Genomic DNA, 23,899 nt, shown 5'->3' on the forward strand with positions numbered 1-23,899 from the left:
CACCATGCGTTCAGATCAGCACGACCCAGAGAGGATGAAATGCCGTTGCCACGCCTTCTTGTTTGTATGTTCTGCGTGGCGCTGCTGGCGGCTTGCGCACAGAGCGCGGACCGCGGCGCGTCGGCGCGCGGCCCAGTCGATAACGCCGGCCAGCCCGCACTGCTGCCCGGCGAGCAGATCGACTATGCAGGACATCGATGCGGCAACCCGAACACCCATGTGAAAACGCACCTCTGCCTTTTTCCGCGCCGGCCATCGTGACGCTGACGGCGCGGCACTGACAGCATCCGGCCATAGTCCGCACAGCCGCTATCCCAGAAGGGATAGAATCCGCTCATACTTGCATTCGATCAGGCTCCGGGTGCAACGCGCAGGAAAGCCATGCTCGCCGCAAGCGCCCATGGTGCCGGGGTTATAAGCGCAATAATAAGTTCCACATGTGAAAATCGCTATGGGCTCGAGCGGGCGCGGATGCCAGAATGCGGGCCGCTCCGCAAGGCACAAACTGTCGCCTTGGCGAGTCGCGCACGCACCTGGAGGTCCCCTCATGAAAAACCACGGCCTGTCACGGCGAGGTTTTCTCAAAGCCAGCATGCTGGCGGGCGTGGCGGTATATGTGGCGCCGTTCGGCAGCCGCGCATTCGCTGCCCTGTTCGAAGAAAAACTCCTCACGCCGGTCAAATGGGATGCCGCCAACGGCACCCCCAAGTTCCGTATCGACGGCATTGCCAAAGTCACGGGCTCGAAAATCTTCGCGCGCGATGTGCGCGCGTCGGACATGCCCCATTGGCCGCAGCAGCAGGCCCACGCGCTGATCCTGCGCGCGACCCGGGCCGACCGCCTCTATGAAGGCTTCGACCTGACGCTGCTCGGCGACGATCTCAAGCCCGAGCGCATCGTCACCGCCGAGGACCTCGCGCGTGACGGTATCGCGTTCCCGGCTTTCTACGGCGACGACATGCTGCTGCCCGCGGGCAAGACACCCGCCTACCTGGGCCACGCCGTCGCGATTCTCATCTACCACGACTTCGCGCGCTTCCGCTTCGCGAAGAACCTGCTCAAGTTCCGCGACGACGTGATTCGCTACGGCGCGGTCACCGGGCCGCTCGAACGCGATCCGTGGGGCACTTTCCGCTTCGTGCGCGTGGGCGGCAAGACGCCGTATGACGACGACGCCTATTCGAGCCTCAAGGACGCACCGATTTTCCCGAGCATGATGCGCAAGCATCAGCCGGTCTGGCCGGACGCCAACGCGCACGGCAAGGTCGACGAGCAGGGCATGGCATACGCCGCCCAGATCGCCGACGAACTCGATCATCCGTCTGCGGATTGGCTGGTGTTCGACCGCGAATACAACACGCAGTCGATCGACACCGCCGCGCTCGAGCCCGACAACGCCAACGGCTGGTACGACGCCGCCACGCAGTCGCTGCACCTCGTGGTGCCGACGCAGTCGCCGCTCGAAGTCGCGGGATCCGTCGCGGAAATGGCTGCGAAGAGCCACTACCCGGTCAAGCAGTTGTTCCTGCACCCGTGCTACACGGTCGGCTACGGCTCGAAGGATCACTTCAACGTGCCGTACTACGGGCTCGTGGCCGCGCTCTATGGCGACGGCCGCCCGGTGCGTTTCGCGAACGACCGCTATGAGCAGTTCCAGACCTCGCTCAAGCGCCACGCGTTCAAGATGCATTACCGCATCGCCGTCGACCGCAAGACGGGGCTGCTGCAGTCGTTCAAGGGCGACTTCGAGGCAAACGGCGGCGGGCGCTGCAACTTCTCGCCTTCGGTGGCGATGGTGGGCGCGACGGCCGCGCAATCGATCTACTACTTCCCGAAGAACGACTTCGCCACGGTGGCGATCGCCTCGCGCGCGATCGACGCGGGCTCGGCGCGCGGCTACGGCACGCTGCAGAGCATGGCCGCGACCGAGATGGCCATCGACGAAATCGCCGCGCAGCTCGGGGTCGATCCGATCGATTTCCGTCTGAAGAATGCGCTGCGCTCGGGCATGAAGAACACCCAGGGCGCGATTCCCGCGGGCGCGATCCGCGTGGACGATGTGCTCGAACGCGCGAAGGTCCATCCGCTGTGGACGCAGCGCGAAAAGCGCAAGGCCGAGTACGAGGCCGCCAACCCGGGCAAGCGCTATGGCGTGGGCTTCGCCTGCGTGCAAAAGGACTTTGGTACGGGCTCCGAAGCATCGCTCGCGAAGGTCGAGATCGACGAGAACGGCGCCATCACGCTTCATCACACGGGCGCGGAGATCGGCACGGGCATGTCGACCTCGCAGGCCGTGGCCGTGGCGAAGTGGCTCGGCAAGCCCGCAGCGGACATCCGCGTGGCCGTGACCGACTGGCCGGACCTGCCGATGGTCACGAGCGGCGACCCCTACATCATGAGCCAGGCCGATCAGGACAAGTTCAGCGCCAATCCGCGCTGGACGCCGAACATCGCCTCGCCGTCGAGCGCCACGAACTCCGCGTTCTACTTCACGCACAGCACGCGTGAAGCCGCGCGCGCCGTGTTCCGCTATGGCCTGTGGCCGGCGGCCATGTCGATCTGGACGCAGGGTCTCGGCGGCGGGCAGGCCGCGCCGCTCGTCGTGCGCATCGAAGACGCGCGCTGGGTGGACGGCAAGCTGACCGCCGCAGGCCTCGAGCCGCTGCCGCTCGAACAGCTCGCGAAACAGGCCCATGCGCTGGGCCTCGCGACTGGCGCGGTCGTGCACGTGTTCAATCGCTGGCAATGGGCCGAAGCCGAATTCGATGTCGGCGGTGCGGTCGAGCGCCTGCCGATCGACGGTCTTTCGCTGCGTTATGGCACGGCCAACGCGGGCGAGAGCGGCACGCCCGCAGCGGCCACGGCGGCCCCGGACGCGGCGGCACGCAAGGGCGCGCCCGTTGCCATGGCGCCCGCGACGCTGCCGCCCACGGCGAACGGCTATCGCGTGCTGGACCGCAAGCGCGTGTTCATCCCGCCGATGAGCCGCAACAACGCGGCGGTGACCTACTACAGCGCGGTCGGCACGCTCGTCGAGCTCGCCGTGCACGAGGCCACGGGCAAGGTGGAGCTGCTCACGCATCACTCGATCATGGAGTGCGGCAACCAGATCTCGCCGCAGCTCGTCTCGGGCCAGCTGCAGGGCGGTGTCGCCATGGGCATCGGCCACGCGCTGCACGAATATCTGCCGCTCTATGAAGACGGCCCCGGCAACGGCACCTGGAACTTCAATCGTTACCACGTGCCGCGCGCATCGGACGTCGCCGTCTGGACGCAGACCGGCGAAGTGCTGCCGGCGCTCTCCGAAACCGATCCGCCCAAGGGCATTGCCGAAGTGGTGATGATTCCCGTGGTGGGCGCGGTCGTGAACGGTGTCGCGCACGCCATCGGCCATCGCTTCACCGACTTGCCGGTGACCCCGCAAAAAATCCTGGAGGTGCTCGCATGACGCTCGCCCAATCCGCTGCATCCGCGGCCAGCGCCAGCGCCGCCGCAGTGGCTTCACAGGCTGCTTCGCAAGCAGCAAGCCAACCTGACGCTGCATCTGCCGCGCAACCGGCCTCGCAACCCGCCGCGCAAGCGGGTGCGGCAGCGCCCGCGCCCGTTGAGCGTCCGCTCGTGCAGTACAAGCCGAAAGCGCTCTCGCTCACCATCAACGGCAAGGACGTCGGCCCGCTGCAGGTGCCCGAGGGCCTCATGATGATCGAGTTCCTGCACGAGTACGCGGGCCTGACCGGCTCGCGCCTCGGCTGCGGGCAGGGCGTCTGCCACGCGTGCGTGGTGATCCTCGACAAGCCGGACGGCTCGAGCGAGGAAATGCGCACCTGCATCACCGGCGCGCACTTCTTCAATGGCCGCAAGATCCGCACGATCGAAGGGCACGCCAAGCGCAACGAGGCCGGCGAGGTGGTCGAGCTTTCGCCCATCCAGCAGAAGTTTCTCGATCACTTCAGCTTCCAGTGCGGCTACTGTACGCCGGGCTTCGTCAACGCGGCGACCGTGCTGCTCGAACGCCTCAAGCGCGAGCCGGTCGCGAAGGCCGACGTGGAAAGCACGATCATGTCCGCGCTCGACGGCCACATCTGCCGCTGTACGGGCTATGTGCGCTACTACGAAGCGGTGAAGGACGTGGTGATGAGCACGCCCGGACTCGTGAAGGACGCGGCATGAAGCGCGCTCTCCTGACCCGCTTCGCGCACGGCGTGCTGCTGGCCGCCTGCGCGCTCACGCTCGCGGCCTGCGGCCGCGAGGAATCGTCCACTTCGGGCGCGGCGTTCACGCCCACGCCCGAGCAGGTCGCGCGCGGCCGTTACCTCACCAGGGCCGCCGACTGCGCCGCATGCCACACCGCGAAGGACGGCGCGCCGTTCGCGGGCGGCGCGCCGCTCGCTTCGCCGTACGGCACCTTCTACGGCTCGAACATCACGCCGGACAAGGACCACGGCATCGGCAACTGGAGCGCCGACGACTTCTATGCCGCGCTGCACGACGGCAACGCGCGCGGCAAGCGGCTCTATCCGTCGATGCCGTATACGTCGTACCGGCAGCTCTCGCGCGCCGACACCGACGCGATCTACGCCTACCTGATGACGGTGAAGCCGGTCGCGGTGGCCAACCAGGCGAACGACCTGAAGTTCCCGTACAGCTTGCGCTTCGGCATGGCGTTGTGGGACATGGTGTTCCTGAAGGATGCGCTGCCCGATGCCTCGGCGGGGCAGTCCGCCGACTGGCAGCGCGGCCGCTATCTCGCGAACGCGCTCGGCCACTGCGCCGAATGCCATACGCCGCGCAACGTGTTTGGCCAGCTCGTCGATGCGAAGCCGCTCTCGGGCGCCGCGCTTGGCCGCGTGGTCGCGACGGACATCACGCCCGCGGGTCTCGCAGGCCGCGGCTGGACCGCCGCCGATCTGCAGACGTTCTTCAGCGTCGGCATTGCGCCGCAAGGCTCGGCGTTCGGCGAGATGTATCCGGTCGTGCACCTGAGCACGCAGTACCTGAACAAGGACGATGTGCGCGCGCTGTCCGTCTATCTGCTCGGCGACACGCCGCCGGCGCCGCAGCCCGTGAAGGCCGTGGACGCCGACGCAGCGCAGCTCGCGGCCGGCCGCTCGGTGTATCTCGCCGTGTGCGCGGGCTGTCACGGGCTGGCGGGCGAGGGCAAGCCGCACGTGGCGGTGCCGATGAACGGCAACTCGACGGTGCGTCAGGCCGATCCGCACAATCTGCTCGTGGCGATGCTCGACGGCATCGATACGCAGAAGTTCGCGGGCCTGGAAGACATGCAGGCGATGCCGGCGTTCGCGTCCACCCTCAGCGACGATGAGCTCTCGCAACTGGCGAACTACCTGCGCGCGACGTGGGGCGGGCAGAGCGCGAATGTTGTGGCGGCGGATGTGAAGGCGCTGCGGTAAGCGTTGGATCAAGCGCTGTATCAGGCGCTGCATACGCTAATAAAAAAGCGGGCCTCGAATTTCGAGGCCCGCTTTTTTGTGCACTTTAGTCTGCGTTCCTGCTGCTCAACAACCGCTCCAGCGGTTCAGGCAGGCCACGATTCGGCTTGACTGGCGGCTGGGCGAAACTGCCTTTGGTCGCCTTTTTCGGGCTCAGGCGGATCAGGCCTTCAAGCTGGGTGATCGCGCTCGATACACCATCGACCACTGGCACCGGCAGTTCGTGACGGATCTCGCGCGCGAGTCCTGCGAGCGGCGCGCCCGCGATGATGATGACGTCGGCGCCGTCGTTCTCGACCACCTCGTTGCACAGCGCCTTGAGGCGTTGCGCGTAATCCTGCTGCACGCTGCCGATATCGCGCAGCGGTTCCTCGAGTGCGCGGATGCTCGCGAGCCTGCTCGCCAGATGGCTGCGCTCGACCGTCTCGCGGTACCACGCCTTGATACGCGGCGAAATCGCGATGATCGAAAAGCGCTGCCCCAGCGTGGCGGCGGTCATCAGCGACGCTTCGGTCAGCCCGACCACCGGCACGTCGAGCAACTCCTTGATGCCCTGCAGGCCCGGGTCGCCGAACGCCGCGACCACGACGCCATCGTAGGTGCCAGCGCGTTCGGCAGCCACGCACGCGCTCGCGTACGCGCCCACCAATGCTTCGAAGCGCGTCTCGATGTACGCGACGCCAAACGGCGCGGTCGCGACTTCGATCTCGGTGCCGGGCGAGGCGCTGCGCTGCGCTTCCGCCTTGATCAGCGTCGAGACGCTCTCGGAGATATTAGGGTTGATCACGAGGATCTTCATGTGGCGCTCCAATCTCAGAGGTCGAGGTACTGCGGTTTGCCGGCCGCGAGAAACTGGCCCCGGCCCGCTTCAGGCTCGAGATAGCGGCCGTTCTCGACCAGCAGTTCGCCGCGCGACAGGCAGTGCTTCGGCCAGCCGTGGACGGTGCGGCCCTCGTAGGGCGTGTAGTCGACGTTGTGGTGCAGGGCGTCGTTCGCGATGGCGACTTGCTTGAGCGGGTCCCACAGCACGATGTCGGCGTCGGAGCCGACCGCGATGGTGCCCTTGCGCGGATACAGGCCGTACAGCTTCGCGGGATTCAGCGACGTCAGCTCGACGAATTTGTGCAGCGACAGCTTGCCGTGGCTCACGCCGTCGAACAGCAGCGCGAGCCGCGTCTCGATGCCGGGGATGCCGTTCGGGATGTGCTCGAACGAGACTTCTTCGCCGCCGGGCTTCTTGCCCTGGGGATCGTCGTACGAGAACGGTGCGTGGTCGGACGAAAACACGCTGAAAATGCCGCGCTTCAGTGCGCTCCACACGGCCTTCTGGCTCGACGAGTCGCGCGGCGGCGGACTGCACACGCATTTGGCGCCGTGATAGCCGTCTTCATGGCCGAGGTCTTCCGCAGTCAGATACAGATACTGCGGGCAGGTCTCGGCGTAGATATGGAGGCCGCGCCGCTGCGCCCATTCGATCTGCTCGATCGCATCCTGGCCCGACACGTGAACGATCAGGATCGGCACGTCGACGAGTTCGGAGAAGGCAATCGCACGGTGCGTTGCCTCGCGCTCGACGGCGGCGGGGCGCGAGAGCGCGTGATACTTCGGCGCGTGCTTGCCCGCTTCGGTGAGCTTGTCGGTCAGCCATGCGATGCAGTCGGAGTTCTCGGCATGCACCATGACCAGCGCCTGATTGCGGCGCGCCACGTCCATCACTTCGAGGATCTCGCGGTCGCTGAGCTTGAGATCGTCGTAGGTCATGTAGATCTTGAACGACGTGTAGCCGGCCGCGATCAGTTCCGGCAGTTCGCGCTCCAGCACCTCGGGCGTGGGATCGGAGACGATCAGGTGGAACGCGTAGTCGGTGACCGCGCGGCCGTCGGCGCGGCGATGGTAGTCGGCCACGGCGGCCTTGAGCGACTGTCCCTTTTCCTGCGCGGCGAACGGGATCACCGTAGTGGTGCCGCCGCACACGGCGGCGCGCGTGCCGCTCAGGAAGTCGTCGGCCATCTTCAGCCCTTCGGGCATGGGCTGATCGAGATGGCAGTGCGCGTCGATGCCGCCGGGCAACGCCAGCAGGCCGGTCGCGTCGATCTCGCGCGCGCCTGCGCCAAGCTCGCGGGCCAGCGCCACCACGACGCCGTCCTTCACGCCAATATCGCAGTTAAAGCGCTCGGACGCGGTCACCACGTCGGCATTGCGGATCACGAGGTCGTATCCGGTTGTCATGGTGTTTGTCATGTTGTGTCTCTCACGCAACTTCGGTGAACAGGCGGCCCCAGCCTTCGAGCCGGGTCGTGTCGTAGCCCGCGAGCTTCAGCGACTTCCACACCACGGTGGAGATCGTGTCGTAGAGCGGGATGCCGTGCTGCCGCTCCACTTCGTCGGCCAGATGCGCGGCATGCAGATTGGTGCAGTAGGTGACGATCGCATCGGGGCCCTGGGCCGCGACTTCGCGAATCTGTGCACGCAGCGTGTCTTCGGTCACTTCGGAGAACTGGAAATTCACCTTCAGGCCGAGATGGCTTTCGCAAGAGCAGTCGATGCCGTTCTCGCGATAATTGGCCACGATCTTCTGCTGGACTTCCTCGATGTACGGGCTGACCAGGCCGAACTTGTTCACGCCGGTCTGCGCCAGAATTTCGTTCAGCGCCAGGATCGAAGTGGTGGCGGGGATGCCCGTCGCCGCTTCGATTTCGCGGCACAGGCGACGGTCGCTCTCGAAGCCGAGCCAGCCCGATGACGTGCCGTTCCATGCGATCACATCGACCTTGGCGTCGGCCAGCAGGCGTGCGGCCTGAATGATGTTGGTGGTGTCGAATTGTCCGAGCGCCTGCTCGGACAGCGAAATCTCGGTAACCGTGAAGCGCGAGAAATGGGCGCTGACGCCGGGCAGTTGGGCCACCATCGCGCTCGTGATGGGTTCGAGCGCGGTGTTGGACGACGGGGTCAGCATGCCGAGCAGGACGCGTTGGGTCATGATGGAGTCTGCAATCGAAGGCTAAAGGGGAAAGAGATCAGACGGGCAGCTTGCGTTCGTAGTCGATCATCGTCGAACAGACGAACAGGCCAGCGCCCGCAGCGGCGAAAAACATCAGCGCCAGAAAGTATGAGCCGGTAGTTTGCACGATCAGGCCAACGATGATCGGCACGAGCACGCCGCCGATATTGCCGCCGAGATTCATGAAGCCGCCAAGAAAGCCGACCTTGTTGCGGGTGCCGAGGATCGAGGGCAGGCACCAGTACAGGCCGCACCAGCGCAGGAAAAACAGCGTGGAGGCGAGCAGCACCACCACCGTTACCGGATCGCGGACATAGGCGACCGAGAAGATCGATGCCGTGGCCAACACAGCCGCGATGCCGAACAGCGTGCGCATCACGCGATTGGGCGAACCGCCCGCCGCCTTCCACTTGTCGGCGATCCATCCGCCCACGAGTTCACCCACGAAACCGCTAAAGAAGATCGCGAAGCTGGCGCCGCCCATCTGCTGGATATTGAAGCCGTAAGACTTGTTCAGATAGTTCGGCATCCAGGTGAGCAAGCCGTAGAACAGCGAATTGAAGCACATCCAGCCGAAGAACATGCCCCACACCGAGCGGTAGCGGAAGAAGTCGAGGCTGCGGCCGCTGGCATTAACCGGCTCGGCTGAATGCTCTTCCTGCAGGGCTGCTTCGAGATAGTCCGCTTCGGCCTGATTCACAGCCGGATGCTCGCGCGGGTTGTTGCGGATGTAGTACCACGCAAGCAGGCCGGCAAGCATGGTGCCCACACCGGCCACCACGAAGGAGGTGCGCCACGAGCCGAACTCGCTGATCAACCCGGAAATGATCACCGCGCCGAGCGCCGCGCCGAGCGGGGCGCCCCCGTCGAGCAGCGTCGCGCCACGGCCGCGCTCGTGGCGCGTCATCCACAGGGTGTTGAGCTTGCCGCCCGCGGGGTAGATCGGTGCTTCGGCTGCACCGAGGCCCAGACGGGTGAGGATCAGCGCAGGGGCCGTCGTGCAGATGGCGGCGATGCCCTGGAAGAAGCCCCAGAACAGCGTGGCGCACGCGATCACGATGCGCGGCTTGAAACGGTCAGCGAGCATGCCGCCCGGAATCTGCATGAACGCATAGGTCCAGAAGAACGAGCTGAGAATCAGCCCCTGCATGCCAGGGGCGATATTGAATTCCCTGGCGATGAGCGGCATGGCGACGGACAGCGAGGCGCGGTCCACATAGTTGATCGAAATGAGCATCAACATGATCAGAAAGATTCGCCAGCGTACGCCGGTCCTGGCCTCGGCCTGCACGGCCGCATTTGCGGTTCGCATCTATGTCTCCTCCGTTCGCCTGGTCACGGCCTTCGGGTTTCATGTCTGTGGCCGGACCGCTCCCGGCCCGGTGCGCTGTGTGCGCAAACGCAGTATATGATTTCTAATTATAAATTACAAGTTACGTAAACTTATGATTTTATTGATATTTAATTTTTGTAGATAGTCGGAGGGGAGTATAGGAAAATTAAGCAAGGGCGGAAGACACAAACGGATGCAAGCAAGGAAGCAAGCAACATGGACACGAAGTCACTACCGGCCGATGCACGCAAGCGGATCAGCCTGCGCGGCACGGGGATGTATGCGGCAATCGCGGAGCGATTGCGCGAGATGATTCTCGAAGGGGAGTTGCCGCCCGGCGAACATATCGACGAGAAAGCGCTGTGCGAGCAGTTCGACATTTCCAGAACGCCTTTGCGCGAAGCGCTCAAGACGCTGGTGACCGAGGGGCACGTGACGCACCGGCAGCACATGGGCTTTCAGGTTGCGCCGATCAACAAGGACGAGATCGCCGCCATCTTCGAAGTCCTGCACGGGCTGGAGGAAATTGCCGGACGGCTCGCCGCGCAGCGCATCGACGACAAGCAGATGAAGGTGTTGCTGGAGCGCCATCATGCGATGGAAGCGTTTCATCGCGACGGCAAGCGCACGGCCTACTATCGCGCCAACCAGAAAGTGCACCAGCAGATCGTCGATGTCGCGAGCAATCCGGTGCTCTCTGACTTGTACGCCTCGTTGATGAGCAAGATTCACCGTGCGCGAGGGGCGGCCAATGCCGATGTGTTCCGCTGGGCCGAATCGCTGGGCGAGCACGGCGCAATCCTGGACGCGCTGGGCAAGCGCGATGGCGCGAGCCTCGCGCGGCTGCTGCGCGAGCATTCCGAGCACACGGCGGCGGAAGTCATGAAAGTGCTGCAGCCGGCGAGCGACGCGAGCCGGCGTTCACGATGATCTTTTTCATGTTGTCCTCGAAGGTTGGGAGTAGTCTTCGATACGCCACGCGAGGGCGCTAACCTTGCCGGGTCTGCACACGCGCGCGCATCAAACCCTGACGAATTACTAACGATATGACCTGAGGAGCCACGCCGATGCCAAGCCCTGACGGAACCCTTGACGGAAGCCTCATCGCAGTCGTGGCGGCGGCAGTCGCCTTCGTGGGCAGCCACTTCATCTTGTCGCATCCATTGCGCAAGCCGCTGGTGGGCGTGATCGGCGAGTTCGCGTTCATGGTTCTCTACTCGCTGGTCTCGTTCGCGACGCTCGGCTGGATGGTCGTGGCCTACCGGCGCGCGCCGCTGACCGAACTGCTCTGGGCGGTCGGCAACGGCCTCTGGGTCGTGGTGACGGTGGTCATGCTGATCGCCTCGATCCTGCTGATGGGCTCGCTGATCCGCAATCCCGCGTTGCCCACGGGCGGGCGGCCCGGCGCGTTTCCGGAAGCGGCGCTCGGCGTGTACGCGGTCACGCGGCATCCGATGATGTGGGCCTTCGCTCTGTGGGGGCTGTGCCATATCGCGGTGTATCCGGTCGGCAAGAACATCGTGGTTGCGGTGGCAATGATCGTGCTCGCGCTGGTGGGTTCCGCCTTGCAGGACCGCAAGAAGGAGCGCCTGCAGCCCGCGCAGTGGCCCGCGTGGGAGGCGAAGACGAGCTACCTGCCGTTCGCGGCCATCGTGGCGGGCCGTGCGCGGCTTGGCGGCTTCGGCATGCATGCGCTGGCGGGCGGTCTCGTCGTCTGGCTCGTCGCGACCTGGGCGCACGGGCCGCTCGCCGGCATGGCCGCGGGCATCTGGCGCTGGTTTTAACCCCGGTTTTTGCGCCGGTTTTTGCGCGGACTCCAGCGTCGCCGCGCGAGCGCGTCGCGCGGCGACGCATCAGGGCCTCAGAGCTTCGGCTGATCGGTCGGGTCCATCGAGGTTCCCGGCATGCCTTGCGTGCGCGCGCTGACCTCGAGTTCCTGCGCGAGCGCCGCGCGACGCTCGTCGGTGGGCTTCGCGTGCTGTGCATTGTCGAGCGCCGGAACGATATAGCCGCTCACCATCTGCCGGAACATCTGCACGTTCTTCGCGTCGCGCAGGCCGCCTTCGATCGGCAGCATGCTCGTCATCACGATCACCGTGTTGCGCTTGGGCAGCACCGTGATGAACTGCCCCTTGAAGCCCATCGCGTCGTACTCGGGCTCGCTCTGCACGATGTTGTTGACCCACCAGTAGTAGCCGAAGTAGGGCGACACCGCCGGTGTCGTCATCTGCGCGATCCACTGCTGGGGCACCACCTGGCGGCCCTGCCAGCGGCCGTGATCGAGCACGAGCATGCCGATCTTCGCCATGTCCACCGCGCGCAGCCGCAAGCCCCAGCCCGCCGAAACCAGCCCCTTTTGATCGGCGCGTTCCCAGGCCGCGTGCTGCATGCCGAGCGGCTCGAACAGATGCGTCTGCGCGTAGCGCTCGATGGGCTCGCGCGCCGCCGCGCTCAACATGGCCGAAGTCAGAATCGGATTGATGTCCGTGTATTCGAACACCGTGCCGGGCGCGGCCTGTGGACTCGTTGTGGCCGCAAGCTTCAGGCGATCGGGCGCGGCGTAGTAGATGGGATCGTCCTTCGGGCGGAAGTCGTAGTGCAGGCCGCTCGACATCGACAGCACGTGGCGCAGTTCGATGTTGCGCTTGTCGGCGAGGTCTGCACGCAAGTCGGGACGCCACGCGCCCAGTTTGTCTCCCACCGAATCGTTCAGACCGATCGCGCCCTGGTCGATCAGGATGCCCGCGACCAGTGACGTGACCGACTTGGTCACGGAATACAGCTCATAGTTGGCGTTGCGCGATGCGCCCGCGCCATAGCGCTCGAAAATCAGCTTGCCGTCCTTCACCACGAGCAGGCTGTAGACGTCGAGTTTCTGATCGCGGATCCATTGCGAGAGCCGCACGAGTTCGCGCGAATCGACGCCCACGTCCTCGGGCGTAGTGGACTCGATGCCGGCTTCGATGCCGGTTTCGTGGAGCGGGGCGGGCGCGGCGCCCGCTTGCTGTGCGCAAGCCGCGAAGGGTGCGAGCGCGCTCGCGCCGAACACGAGCGGCGCGACGCGCGCGAGCAGCGCGCGCACGACCGGCGATGCGCGCCGTGAATGGGACGGCGAAAACACGGGGAGCGGCGGGACCGGCAGGGTTGTCATCGTCGCGGTTTCCATCAGGTTTCAGGGGCGTCGTTGAATGCGGTGGCCGTGCCAGGAATCCCCTGGGTCTGGCGGCTCTTTTCGAGTTCCTCGCGCAGCGCCTGGGTTTTCGCGGCGGTTTGCGCCGGTTTGCTCGCGGGCTGGAGCGCGGGAAGAATGTAGTCGTTGACCATGCGCCGATACTGCTGGAGGTAGGTCGCGTCGCGCAGCCCGCCTTCGGTGGGCAGCAGGCTCGTCATCACGACCACGGCGTGCTGCGCGGGCAGCACCGTGATGAATTGCCCCTTGAAGCCCATCGCGCCGTACTCGGGCTGGCCTTTCTCGACCACGTGCTGGATCCAGCAGTAATAGCCGTAGTCGGCGGCGGCGGGCGAGGGCGTCGCCATCTGCTTGATCCATGCGGCTGGCACGACCTGCTTGCCGTGCCAGCGTCCGCCGTCGAGCAGCAGCATGCCGATCTTCGCCATGTCCACGGCGCGCAGGCGCAAGCCCCAGCCGCCCGATACGGCGCCCGTCTTGTCGGCGCCGCTCCAGCGGTAATGCGACATGCCGAGCGGCCCGAACAGCTTCTCGCGCGCGAACTGGTCCTCGGGCTCTTGCGCGGCAATCGCGACGGCCGTGCCCGTGAGCACGGGATTCACGTCGATATAGTCGAAGTGCGTGCCGGGCGCCGCCGCCGTGGCGCGGCTCGTGACCGCGACGCGCAGCCGGTCGGGCGCTTCGTAGTAGAGCGGGTCCGTGCCTTCGCGCGTCTGGTAGCTAAGGCCGCTCGACATCGACATCAGGTGGCGCAGCTCGATGTTCTGCTTGTCGGCGAGTTCGCTCGCGAGGTCGGGCCGCGCCTGCGCGATCATGGGCGCGACTTTCGTTGCGGGGCTGAGCTTGCCTTCGCCCACCAGGATGCCGGTGAGCAGCGCGGTAATCGTCTTCGTGACCGAGTACAGCTCGTAGTTGTTGTCACGCGCGAGGCCGTCGCCGTAGCGCTCGAACACGATCTTGCCGTCCTTCACGACCACGAGGCTGCGCACGTCCATCTTGTCGGTGCGCAGCCATTGCGACAGGCGTACGAGCGGCGCCGAATCGACGCCGACCGATTCGGGCACTACCGTGGGCATGTCCTGTGCCGCTGCATCGGCGGCTTGCGCTGCGTGCGCCGCCGATGCGCCGGCGACGATCGCCGCTGCCGCCGCCATCCGGCACAACGTTTGAGGCACTCTCATCGATTGCTCCTGATTCGTTTTGCTTAATAATGCGGCGCGACCGCCCGCTCCTTAAACGACCTCGCTGAACAGACGCCCCCAGCCCTTGACACGGCGGGTGTCGTAGCCGGCGAGCTGGAGCGACTTCCAGACCACCGTGGAAATCGTGTCGTAAACGGGAATGCCGGTCTCTTCCTCGAGCGCACTCACGAGATGCGCGGCCTTCAGGTTCGTGCAGAAGGTCGTGATCGCGCGCGGCCTGGCAGCGGCTACCGCAAGTACCATCTCGCGGATCTGGTCGGCCGTGACTTCGGAGAACGAAAAATTGTCCTTCAGGCCCAGGTGCCGCTCGGCGACGCAGTTCAGGCCAACGCTGCGGTAGTTGGCGACGATCTTGTCCTGCACCTCTTCGAGGTAGGGCGTGACGAGGCCGAATTCGTCGGCGCCGGTCTTCCTGAGGATCTCATTGAGCGCGAGCACGGAGGTCGTGGCGGGGATGCCGGTTGCCTCGGTGATGCGGCGGCACAGGCGCTCGTCGGCCTCGAAGCCGAGCCAGCCCGAGGACGTGCCGTTCCATCCGATCACATCGACCTTGGCGTCGGCGAGCAACTCGGCGGCTTGCAGAATTTTCGTGTCGTCGAACTGGCCGAGCGCCTGGTCCGAGAGCGAAATCTCCGTCACGGGAAAGCGTGCGAAGTGCGCGGAGACATCGGGCAGGCCCGCGACCATCGCGCTCGTGAGCGGCTCGAGCGCGGTGTTGGACGACGGCGTGAGCATGCCGAGAAGGGTACGCTTGTTCATGTCGATATCTAAAGGTGAAGTGCTGAATGAGTGAGACGAGATGCGGATGCAGCGGATCGCGTCTATAGAGATTCAATCGGGATTCAAACGAGATTCAAATGAGATTCAAACGGGAATCTTCTTTTCGTAATCGATGATGCTCGAGCACACCAGCAGGCCGACGCCGGCTGCCGCGAAGAACATCAGCGCGAGGAAGTACGAGTGAGTGAGCTGCACGATCGCGCCGACGATGATCGGCACCGAGATGCCGCCGATATTGCCGCCGAGATTCATGAATCCCCCCAGAAAGCCGACCTTGTTGCGTGTGCCGAGCGAGGACGGAATGCACCAGTAAAGACCGCACCAGCGCAGGAAAAAGAGCGTGGTCGAGAGCAGCGCCACCACGGCGACGGGGTTGGTGACGTAAGCAACCGAAAAGATCGACACGGTGGCCACCACCGCCGCGATGCTGAAAAGCGTGCGCATCACCACGTTCGGACGGCCGCCCGCGGCCTTCCACTTGTCGGCGATAAAGCCGCCGATCAGCTCGCCAACAAAGCCGCTGAAAAAGATGATGAAGCTCGAGCCGCCCATCTGCTTGATGTCGAAGCCGTGCACCATGTGCAGGTAGTTCGGCATCCAGGTGAGGAGTCCGTAGAACACGGTGTTGAAGCACATCCAGCCGAAGAACATGCCCCACACCGAGCGGTACTTGAAGAAGTCGCTCGAGCGGCCCGAGAGCGAGGCGGGCTCGAGCGCGGCGTCGCTGGCGTGCGATTCCTCGATATACGCGGCTTCCAGTTCGTTCACGCCGGGATGCTCGCGCGGCGTATTGCGCACATAGGACCACGCGAGGATGCCGGCGAGCACGGTGCCGATGCCCGCCACCGCGAACGCGAGGCGCCACGAGCCGAGCATTGCGATGAGCCCGGTGATGAGGATCGCACCGAGCGCCGCGCCAAGCGGTGCGCCGCCATCGAGCAGGGTCGCGCCGCGGCCACGCTCGGTCTGCGTCATCCACAGCGCGTTGAGCTTGCCGCCGGCGGGCATGATCGGCGCTTCGGCGGCGCCGAGTCCGAGGCGCGTGAGCAGCAGGCTCGGGGCGCTCGTGCATAGCGCGGCGATGGCCTGGAAGAAGCCCCAGAAGACCGTGGCGCAGGCGATCACGATGCGTGGCTTGAAGCGGTCGGCGAGCATGCCGCCGGGGATCTGCATGAACGCATAGGTCCAGAAGAACGAGCTGAGGATGAGCCCCTCCATGGCCGGGCCGACATTGAACTCCTTCGAGATGAGCGGCATTGCAACCGACAGCGACGCGCGGTCGATGTAGTTGATCGCAATGAGGCTCAGCATGACCAGAAAAATCTTCCAGCGGACGGTGGACTTGCGTACCGCCATTGCGGCAACACCGGATGTTGATGACATGAACTGCTCCTGGGATGGGCGGATGTTTTCATGACGTCGCGCAACGTTGGGACAGAGTATAGAATTAGAGATCTATAATTACAAATGCATTAAGTTATTGATTTATATGAAAACATGAAGAAATTCAGGGTATGTCCCAGGATCGTGTTAAGCTTCGACCACGATGAATCAGTCGAACGGAACCCCACTGTTGTTGCGCACCCGCGGCATGGCCGCGGAGATCGCTGCGCGCCTGCGCGTCATGATCGACGAGGGCGAGCTGCCCCCCGGCGCGCGCATCGACGAGAAGGACATGTGCACGGCGTTCGACGTCTCGAAGACGCCTTTGCGTGAGGCGCTGAAGGTGCTGGTCTCGGAAGGGCGCGTGACGCACCGGCAATACATCGGCTACCGTGTGGCGGCAATCGATCTCGACGACCTCGCCAGCACCTTTGAGATGCTGCACGGGCTCGAGGCCATGGCGGGAGAGCTCTTGCGGCAGCGCGTGAGCGCGGCGCAGGTGGCGGCCATTGCGGCGAAGCACCGGCGCATGGTGGAGTGCCACAACTCGGGCAAGCGGGTCGAGTATTTCCGGCTCAACCAGCAAATCCACCAGATGATCGTGGATGCGGCCACGAATCCGGTGCTTTCGACTGTCTATGCGACGTTGATGGCGAAAGTGCATCGCGCGCGTGGCGCTGCCAATGCCGACATGCTGCGCTGGTCCGAATCCATGGACGAGCATGAAGCGATTCTCGCCGCGCTCGAAGACCCCGCCCACGCCGATCTGCCCCGGATCCTGCGCACGCACTCGGAAAATACGGCTCGCGAAGTGCTGGCCGTGATCAATCGCACGCGCGCCAATAACGCCTCGGCGCAGGACGCGGGCATGCCCCAAGCCTCCGGCGAGCCCGAAGAAGTGGCAGGCTCAGATCAGGTTTGACGCTCGCGCAGCGGCATGCGCGGTTAGCTTCGCTTCGAACGCCTGATGCGCTTGATCACGAGCAGGCATAGCGCCGGCACATGAACGACGCCCATCCCGCATGCGATCACGGCCCACGGCGGTGCGGCTGGGCCGGTCAGCATGGCGCTCACCACGCCGAACCCAAGACCCACGAGCAGCAGCGCCGCATGCGCGACAAGCCGTTTCGGCCCTGCGGGCGTGAAGCGGGGAATGTTCGCGTGGACAAAGACAACGATCAAGAGGGCGAGTGTGGCGACCAGCGGGGCCATGGGATTCCTGTGTTTTCCGTGTTCGCGACGATGGGGCGTTCGCGAGAGCGTATTTCGTGATTGTGCACGGATAAGCGGCGCAATGTCATGACCTGGGGCGCGACGAACATGGCTCACGGGCGAATCGCATGGGCACGCTTGCGCTTGTGCATCGCTTGCATCACAGGGCTCACGATGCGTAACCGTCGAAGCCGGGCTCACCCTCGATTCGGCCATGATGAAGGTCGAATCGTCCGGAAACGCCCATCAAATCGCCTAAACTACAAAACCGGCGGCGACGGGCCTTTCCCGCGCCGCCACCCCGCCATGGCCCACATCTTCTTTGCCGCCTCGATTCAGCGGCATGTCGCAACGCCCGAGCGCGAGATCGACGCGCGCACGCTGGGCGAGGCGCTCGAGGCCGTGTTCGCGGCACAGCCGCGGCTGCGCGGCTACATCCTCGACGATCAGGGCGCGCTGCGCCAGCATCTGGCCGTGTTCATCGACGGCCGGCGCGTGCGCGACCGGCAGCATCTGTCCGATGCGATTGGCGAGGAAAGCCGCGTTTATGTCGTTCAGGCGCTGTCGGGCGGCTAATTTCGGCGCAGATCTGCACCGCGAAGCATGGGACCGCACTAAGCGCTAAAGCGCCAAGTTCGGTCGACCGCGAAGCATGGGACCAGAGTAAGGAGCTTTGCATGGGGCTGGAGTAAGTGCTGAAGCACTAACTCCAGCCGACAGCTAAAGCGCCAACTCTGGTCGACAGGAGGCATTACACATGACCGATCGATTGCTTGTTGCAACGCGCAAGGGACTGTTCGTACTGCAAGACGATGGCAAGGGCGGCTGGGCGCCCAGCGCGCCGCATTTCGCGGGCGAGCCGGTGAGCATGGTGCTGCCCGATCCGCGCGACGGGACGCTCTATGCCGCGCTCAATCTCGGCCACTTTGGCGTGAAGCTGCACCGGCTGCGCGCGGGCAAGACGGATTGGGAGGAGTGCGCGGTCCCCGTCTACCCGCCGCAGCCTGCCGAAGCAACGCGCGCCGGCAACGGCGCAAGCGCGGACAAGGGTGCCGATAGCGGCGCGCAAAGCAGCACGGGAACAGCCGTGGACAGCGGCACGGACAACGCGGACGCCGCCGAGCCGCGCCCGCCGTCCCCGCCCTGGACGCTGCAGCAGATCTGGTCGCTCGAGGCGGGCGGGCCGGACGAGCCGGGCGTCCTGTGGGCCGGCACGATTCCCGGCGGCCTGTTCCGCTCGGACGACGGCGGCGACACGTGGGTGCTCAACCGTGCGCTGTGGGACCGCCCGGAGCGCCCCGAATGGTTCGGCGGCGGCTACGACGCGCCGGGCATTCATTCCGTGATGATCGATCCGCGCGACAGCCAGCACGTGACGATCGGAATATCGTGCGGCGGCGTCTGGCAAAGCTTCGATGGCGGCGCGAGCTGGCGCCTGAGCTCCGAAGGCATGGAGGCCGACTACATGCCGCCCGAGCGGCGCGGCGACGCCAACGTGCAGGACCCGCACCGCGTCGTGCAATGCGCGGCGAACCCCGATGTGCTGTGGACGCAGCATCACTGCGCGATTTTCCGCTCGACCGACGGCGCGGCGCACTGGCAGCGCATCGAAGCGCAGCCGTCGAGCTTCGGCTTCGCGGTGGCCGTGCATCCGCGCGAGCCCGATACCGCCTGGTTCGTGCCGGCCGTGAAAGACGCCTGCCGGATTCCGGTGGACGGCCAGTTCGTGGTCACGCGCACGCGCGACGGCGGCCGCACTTTCGAGCGCTTTTCGAACGGGTTGCCGCCCGCGCCGGCCTATGACCTCGTCTATCGGCACGGCCTGGTCGTGGACGATTCGGGCACGCGTCTCGCGATGGGGTCGACGACCGGCGCGCTATGGACCTCGAACGACGGCGGTGAAAACTGGCGCCTGATTTCCGCGCATCTGCCGCCGGTTTATTGCGTGCGGTTCGGCTGAGGATTCCTGATTAAAATCGCCGCGCGATGCCGGTACTCCGCATAGCTGAAGAGGGCGGGCGGACCCGGTGCGCTCTGCGGCGCCAGGCTCGCCCGGATTTTGCGGGGGCCGCCGCTCTGCCGCGCTCGATGCGCGCGGGCATGCCCCCGAAAAAGTTTTACGACTTGACGTGGTGGACCCAGCCTGCCGGGTCGGCAACCTTGCCGCGCTGGATGCCGGTGAGCAACGTGCGCAGGCGACGCGTGACTTCGCCTTCGCCGCCGTCGCCGATCGCGAACTCGCCGCCCGCATGGCGCACGCCGCCGATCGCCGTGACGACCGCCGCCGTGCCGCAGGCGAACGTCTCTTTCACGCGGCCCGATGCTGCGTCGTCGCGCCAGGCGTCGAACGAATAGGGCGCCTCATTGACGGTGAGACCTTCCTTGCGCGCGAGCTCGATGATCGACGCGCGCGTGATGCCCGGCAGAATCGTGCCCGAGAGCGGCGGCGTGACGAGCGAGCCGTCGTCGAGCACGAAGAACACGTTCATGCCGCCGAGCTCCTCGATCCAGCGGTGCTGCGCCGCGTCGAGGAAGACCACCTGGTCGCAGCCGTGCGCCGACGCCTCGGTCTGCGCGATCAGGCTGGCCGCATAGTTGCCGCCGCACTTGGCCGCGCCCGTGCCGCCCGGCGCCGCGCGCGTGTACTGGTCCGAGACCCAGACCGTGACCGCCGACTTGCCCGACTTGAAATAGGGACCGACCGGACAGGCGATCACGCAGAAGATGTACTCGCTGGCGGCCCGCACGCCGAGGAAGCTCTCGTTGGCGAACATGAAGGGGCGCAGGTAGAGGCTGCCGTCGCCGCCCGGCACCCAGGCGCGGTCGATGTCGACGAGCGCCTCGACGGCGCGCAGGAACAGCTCTTCGGGCAGGTCGGCCATCGACATGCGCGCGGCCGAGTTGCGGAAGCGCTTGGCGTTTTCCTGCGGGCGGAACAGCGAGATCTGGCCGTTTTCGCCGCGATAGGCCTTCATGCCCTCGAAAATCTCCTGCGCGTAGTGCAGGACGGCGCAGGCCGGGTTGATCTGGAACGGGCGGCGCGCCTCGACCTTGGCGTCATGCCAGCCGGTGCCTTCCGTCCAGCGGATCGTGACCATGTGATCCGTGAAAACGCGTCCGAACACCGGATTGGTCAGCCGCGCGGCGATTTCGTCGGCCGGCGTGGGATTCGGGTGCCGTTCCACGGCGATTTCAAGGGGACGGGGGGTGTTCATATGCGTCGTCTCTCGCGGTTATTGATCGAAAAAGCCCAGGCCGATGTTCTATCAGATTTCGCGAGGTTCGGCGAATCGGCGTTTCCGTTTTCCGCAGCGCCGCTTCGGGGCCGGCCTTTGGCGAGTTGGCGTAAACGTGGCAAACGTACCGAAATCGCCGATAATCCTGGCAAATTGCCACCCGGAGCGGGCATTTTGACAAGTTGGCATGGCGCAAGCCCATGCCTCGCTGCATATTCGCAGCTCTCTCGCTCCCGCCAGGAATAATTACGACATGATCAGCCTCGACGACGTCGACCGACAACTCATTGCGCTGCTGCGCGACAACGCCCGTACTTCCGTCGTCACCCTGGCGAAGCAGTTGCGGGTGGCGCGGGCGACCGTCCAGAACCGGATCACGCGGCTAGAGGCAAACGGCGTGATCGTCGGCTACACGGTGCGCCTGAAGCCATCGGCGGAGAAGCACCGCATCCGCGCGCTGATGTCGATTGCCGTCGATGGCAACCGCGCCGCCGAGGTCGTGAAGGCGCTGCGCGGCTATCCGAACGTGGCGGCCATCCACAGCACCAACGGGCGCTGGGATCTGGTTGCGGAACTGCAGGCAGATTCGCTCGAGAATTTCGACCGCGTGCTGGGCTCGATCCGCCTCGTCGACGGCATCGCCAACACCGAGACCAGTATCCTGCTCTCGACGCACAAGGCCTGAGCGGCCGCCCCCGCGAGCAAGATGCCAGCCGGGGCTGGCAAAGTGGCCAGTTTGCTGCGCGTTTTGCCAGCTTTGCCTGCTTTTTGTTGGCGCGCTTCATCGAAATAATCTCCTCATTGCGCGGCGCACCAGCGCCGCAGGCCGTCCAGCAAAACCAGGAGACATTTCATGACCCGCTTTCTTGACGTTCCCGCCACCAGCAAGCTGATCGCGCAAATCGGCGTGCCTCGATGCCTGAGCGAGCTCGTCGATGCGCTCGAAGCCGATTACCGGCGCTGGGCCGATTTCGATAAATCGCCGCGCGTCGCCTGCCATTCGCGCGACGGCGTGATCGAGCTGATGCCCGTAGCCGACTCGAAACTGTTCGCGTTCAAGTACGTGAACGGTCATCCCGTCAATGCGCAGCGCGGCCTGCATACCGTGATGGCGTTCGGCGCGCTCGGCGACGTCGACACCGGCTATCCCGTCCTGCTTGCCGAGCTGACGCTGACCACGGCGCTGCGCACGGCGGCGACGTCGGTCATGGCGGCGAAACAGCTCGCGCGTCCCGACGCGCGCACGATGGCGCTGATCGGCAACGGCGCGCAAAGCGAATTCCAGGCGATCGGCTTTCATACGCTGCTGGGTATCGACGAGATTCGCGTCTTCGATATCGACGCGCAGGCCACCGACAAGCTCGTGCGCAATCTCGCGGCGTTTTCTCAATTGAAGATCGTGCGCGCCCGCTCGACGGCGGACGCGGTGCGCGGCGCCGACATCGTCACCACGGTCACGGCGGACAAGGCCAATGCCACGATCGTCACAGCGGAGATGATCGAGCCCGGCATGCATCTGAACGCCGTCGGCGGCGACTGCCCTGGCAAGACCGAACTGCACGAGAGCGTCGTGCGCATGGGCCGCGTGATCGTTGAATACGAGCCGCAGAGCCGTATCGAAGGCGAGATCCAGCAATTGCCGGCGGACTTTCCCGTGGTCGAATTCTGGCGCGTGCTGCAGGGCGAAGTGCCGGGCCGCGAAAGCGCCTCGCAGGTCACCATCTTCGATTCGGTGGGCTTCGCGCTCGAGGACTATTCGGCGCTGCGCTACCTCTATGAGCGCGCGATGCAATACGGCGTGGGCGACGACATCTCGCTGATTCCGCCTGCCGCGGACCCCAAGAATCTGTACGCACTGATTGGCGGGCACGCGCCTGCGTCGCCGGCGGCCAGCGAACCTGAAGCCGTCGTGCTGGCGGATTGAGCGCACAGCATCGCCTGATTCCCGTTGCCCGACACTCGCTACCCCTATGAGCCTTCTTTCGATTCAGGCGCCGTCCGCTGTCGTGATGATCCGGCCGCACCGCTTTCACCCGAACCCCGAAACCGCGGGCGACAACGCGTTTCAGTGCGCGCCGACGCCGGGCGACGCCACGGCCGCCGACGCCATTGCCGAAGCGGCGCGCGACGAGGTCACCGAAGCCGCGCAACGGCTGCGCGACGCGGGCGTGCAGGTGCACCTCTTCGACGACTTCGGCGAGCGCAGCACGCCGGATTCGGTGTTCCCGAACAACTGGTTCTCCACGCATCCCGGGGGCCACGTCGCGCTTTATCCGATGTATAGCGGCAATCGCCGGCGCGAGCGGCGCACCGATGTGATCGAGATGCTCAAGTCCGAGTATCGCGTGCAGGACGTGATCGATTTTTCCGGCCTCGAATACGACGATATCTTTCTCGAAGGCACGGGCGCGATGGTGCTCGATCATGTCGCGCGCGTGGCCTACACGGCGCGCTCGCGCCGTGCCGATCCGGTCGCGCTCGAACGCTTCTGCACGCATTTCAATTTCGAGCCGATGTGCTTTAATACGGCTGGCAGCGATGGTCAGCCCATTTATCACACCAACGTGATGATGAGCGTTGCAACCGAATTTGTGCTGATTGGGCTCGATATGATTAGCGATGCCGCGCGGCGTGAGGAGATTCATCTGCGTCTCGCGCAAACCGGTCGCACCGTGATTGGCCTCGAGAACGCTCAGATCGATAACTTCGCGGGCAATGCCATTGAATTGTCGGGGCGTGAAGGGCGTGTGCTTGCGATTTCTCGGCGTGCGGTCGATTGTCTTTCGGTGTGCCAGCGGCGGATGATCGAGCGCTCGGCGCAACTGTTGCCGCTTGATGTGGCGACTATTGAAATGGCGGGTGGATCGGTGCGCTGCATGCTCGCTGGGATTCATCTCGCGAAGCGTTTTTGAGGACCTGGATGGCTGGCGCCGTTGGTTGGGATGCGTAGGCGCATTGCGATTATTCTCGTGTTTCCGCTTGGTTCTCGGTGTTTTGGCCTTTCCTTGTTTTCATGTCGGTATATTGGTGTTGCCCCTGTGCGGGGCGGCACTGTAGTGGTCCAATGTTCCTGGACACCTCTAAAGGGGATAATTGCTCCAACTGAGGTGAG

Annotated in this window: 21 protein-coding genes; 11 read left to right on the forward strand and 10 right to left on the reverse strand. The window is 65.0% G+C overall.

Features of this window, described 5'->3' with window-relative positions; genetic code table 11:
* Positions 1-547 precede the first annotated feature (547 nt).
* From EYW47_RS37145 to EYW47_RS37155, 3 genes are read left to right on the forward strand one after another with little or no spacing between them, the layout of a single operon-like run.
* Positions 548-3,448 carry a xanthine dehydrogenase family protein molybdopterin-binding subunit gene (locus EYW47_RS37145; RefSeq protein ID WP_133199787.1) on the forward strand — a complete coding sequence of 967 codons (2,901 nt, stop codon included), beginning with the start codon at positions 548-550 and terminating at the stop codon, positions 3,446-3,448.
* Positions 3,445-4,170, forward strand: a complete 726-nt coding sequence (locus EYW47_RS37150) for a (2Fe-2S)-binding protein (RefSeq protein ID WP_133199788.1) — start codon at positions 3,445-3,447, stop codon at positions 4,168-4,170. The genes EYW47_RS37145 and EYW47_RS37150 overlap by 4 nt, the downstream gene beginning before the upstream one ends.
* Complete coding sequence (locus EYW47_RS37155) at positions 4,167-5,411, forward strand: cytochrome c (protein WP_133199789.1); 1,245 nt, start codon at positions 4,167-4,169, stop codon at positions 5,409-5,411. Before EYW47_RS37150 ends, EYW47_RS37155 begins: the two co-directional genes overlap by 4 nt.
* An 85-nt stretch (positions 5,412-5,496) precedes the next feature.
* Here the strand turns inward: EYW47_RS37155 and EYW47_RS37160 are convergent, their stop codons facing one another.
* The 4 genes from EYW47_RS37160 to EYW47_RS37175 are packed head-to-tail and all read right to left on the reverse strand — an operon-like array spanning position 5,497 to position 9,763.
* Complete coding sequence (locus tag EYW47_RS37160) at positions 5,497-6,249, reverse strand: aspartate/glutamate racemase family protein (protein ID WP_133199790.1); 753 nt, start codon at positions 6,247-6,249, stop codon at positions 5,497-5,499.
* A gap of 14 nt (positions 6,250-6,263) precedes the next feature.
* Positions 6,264-7,679: a dihydropyrimidinase gene (gene hydA / locus EYW47_RS37165; RefSeq protein WP_133199791.1), complete on the reverse strand. Its 1,416-nt coding sequence runs from the start codon at positions 7,677-7,679 to the stop codon at positions 6,264-6,266.
* Between the two features lie 22 nt (positions 7,680-7,701).
* Complete coding sequence (locus EYW47_RS37170; protein WP_133199792.1) at positions 7,702-8,430, reverse strand: maleate cis-trans isomerase family protein; 729 nt, start codon at positions 8,428-8,430, stop codon at positions 7,702-7,704.
* Between the two features lie 37 nt (positions 8,431-8,467).
* Positions 8,468-9,763, reverse strand: a complete 1,296-nt coding sequence (locus tag EYW47_RS37175) for an MFS transporter (protein ID WP_133199793.1) — start codon at positions 9,761-9,763, stop codon at positions 8,468-8,470.
* Between the two features lie 237 nt (positions 9,764-10,000).
* Between EYW47_RS37175 and EYW47_RS37180 the strand changes: the two genes are divergently transcribed.
* Positions 10,001-10,714, forward strand: coding sequence for a GntR family transcriptional regulator (locus tag EYW47_RS37180; RefSeq protein ID WP_133199794.1), 714 nt, complete (start codon positions 10,001-10,003; stop codon positions 10,712-10,714).
* A 137-nt stretch (positions 10,715-10,851) separates the two neighbouring features.
* Entirely contained in the window at positions 10,852-11,568 is a 717-nt protein-coding gene (locus EYW47_RS37185; protein ID WP_133199795.1) for an NnrU family protein, read from the forward strand.
* Positions 11,569-11,645: 77 nt separating this feature from the next.
* On the opposite strand, the gene EYW47_RS37190 is transcribed toward EYW47_RS37185, so the two are convergent.
* From EYW47_RS37190 to EYW47_RS37205, 4 genes are all read right to left on the reverse strand, one after another.
* Positions 11,646-12,935, reverse strand: a complete 1,290-nt coding sequence (locus tag EYW47_RS37190; protein WP_133199796.1) for a serine hydrolase domain-containing protein — start codon at positions 12,933-12,935, stop codon at positions 11,646-11,648.
* A gap of 14 nt (positions 12,936-12,949) precedes the next feature.
* On the reverse strand, positions 12,950-14,155 hold the full coding sequence (locus EYW47_RS37195) for a serine hydrolase domain-containing protein (RefSeq protein WP_240764082.1): 1,206 nt from the start codon (positions 14,153-14,155) through the stop codon (positions 12,950-12,952).
* Positions 14,156-14,206: 51 nt separating this feature from the next.
* Complete coding sequence (locus EYW47_RS37200) at positions 14,207-14,935, reverse strand: maleate cis-trans isomerase family protein (RefSeq protein WP_133199797.1); 729 nt, start codon at positions 14,933-14,935, stop codon at positions 14,207-14,209.
* Between the two features lie 105 nt (positions 14,936-15,040).
* A complete protein-coding gene (locus tag EYW47_RS37205) occupies positions 15,041-16,339 on the reverse strand; it encodes an MFS transporter (protein WP_133199798.1) in 1,299 nt (432 codons plus the stop codon).
* Between the two features lie 208 nt (positions 16,340-16,547).
* On the opposite strand from EYW47_RS37205, the gene EYW47_RS37210 reads away from it, so the two are divergent.
* Complete coding sequence (locus EYW47_RS37210) at positions 16,548-17,261, forward strand: GntR family transcriptional regulator (protein WP_133199809.1); 714 nt, start codon at positions 16,548-16,550, stop codon at positions 17,259-17,261.
* 23 nt (positions 17,262-17,284) lie between these two features.
* On the opposite strand, the gene EYW47_RS37215 is transcribed toward EYW47_RS37210, so the two are convergent.
* Positions 17,285-17,551: a hypothetical protein gene (locus EYW47_RS37215; RefSeq protein ID WP_133199799.1), complete on the reverse strand. Its 267-nt coding sequence runs from the start codon at positions 17,549-17,551 to the stop codon at positions 17,285-17,287.
* A gap of 306 nt (positions 17,552-17,857) precedes the next feature.
* Between EYW47_RS37215 and EYW47_RS37220 the strand changes: the two genes are divergently transcribed.
* On the forward strand, positions 17,858-18,127 hold the full coding sequence (locus tag EYW47_RS37220; RefSeq protein ID WP_133199800.1) for a MoaD/ThiS family protein: 270 nt from the start codon (positions 17,858-17,860) through the stop codon (positions 18,125-18,127).
* A gap of 181 nt (positions 18,128-18,308) precedes the next feature.
* On the forward strand, positions 18,309-19,511 hold the full coding sequence (locus EYW47_RS37225; RefSeq protein ID WP_133199801.1) for a WD40/YVTN/BNR-like repeat-containing protein: 1,203 nt from the start codon (positions 18,309-18,311) through the stop codon (positions 19,509-19,511).
* 157 nt (positions 19,512-19,668) lie between these two features.
* Here the strand turns inward: EYW47_RS37225 and EYW47_RS37230 are convergent, their stop codons facing one another.
* Positions 19,669-20,766 carry a branched-chain amino acid aminotransferase gene (locus EYW47_RS37230; RefSeq protein ID WP_133199802.1) on the reverse strand — a complete coding sequence of 366 codons (1,098 nt, stop codon included), beginning with the start codon at positions 20,764-20,766 and terminating at the stop codon, positions 19,669-19,671.
* A 274-nt stretch (positions 20,767-21,040) separates the two neighbouring features.
* Here EYW47_RS37230 and EYW47_RS37235 point away from each other — a divergent pair, with 274 nt between their 5' ends.
* From EYW47_RS37235 to ctlX, 3 genes are all read left to right on the forward strand, one after another.
* Positions 21,041-21,472 carry an Lrp/AsnC family transcriptional regulator gene (locus EYW47_RS37235; RefSeq protein WP_133199803.1) on the forward strand — a complete coding sequence of 144 codons (432 nt, stop codon included), beginning with the start codon at positions 21,041-21,043 and terminating at the stop codon, positions 21,470-21,472.
* Positions 21,473-21,640: 168 nt separating this feature from the next.
* Positions 21,641-22,711, forward strand: a complete 1,071-nt coding sequence (locus tag EYW47_RS37240) for an ornithine cyclodeaminase (protein ID WP_133199804.1) — start codon at positions 21,641-21,643, stop codon at positions 22,709-22,711.
* A 46-nt stretch (positions 22,712-22,757) separates the two neighbouring features.
* Positions 22,758-23,699: a citrulline utilization hydrolase CtlX gene (gene ctlX, locus EYW47_RS37245; RefSeq protein ID WP_133199805.1), complete on the forward strand. Its 942-nt coding sequence runs from the start codon at positions 22,758-22,760 to the stop codon at positions 23,697-23,699.
* The last annotated feature ends 200 nt before the right edge of the window (positions 23,700-23,899 follow it).

Source organism: Paraburkholderia silviterrae, from assembly GCF_004353915.1.
GTDB lineage: Bacteria > Pseudomonadota > Gammaproteobacteria > Burkholderiales > Burkholderiaceae > Paraburkholderia > Paraburkholderia silviterrae.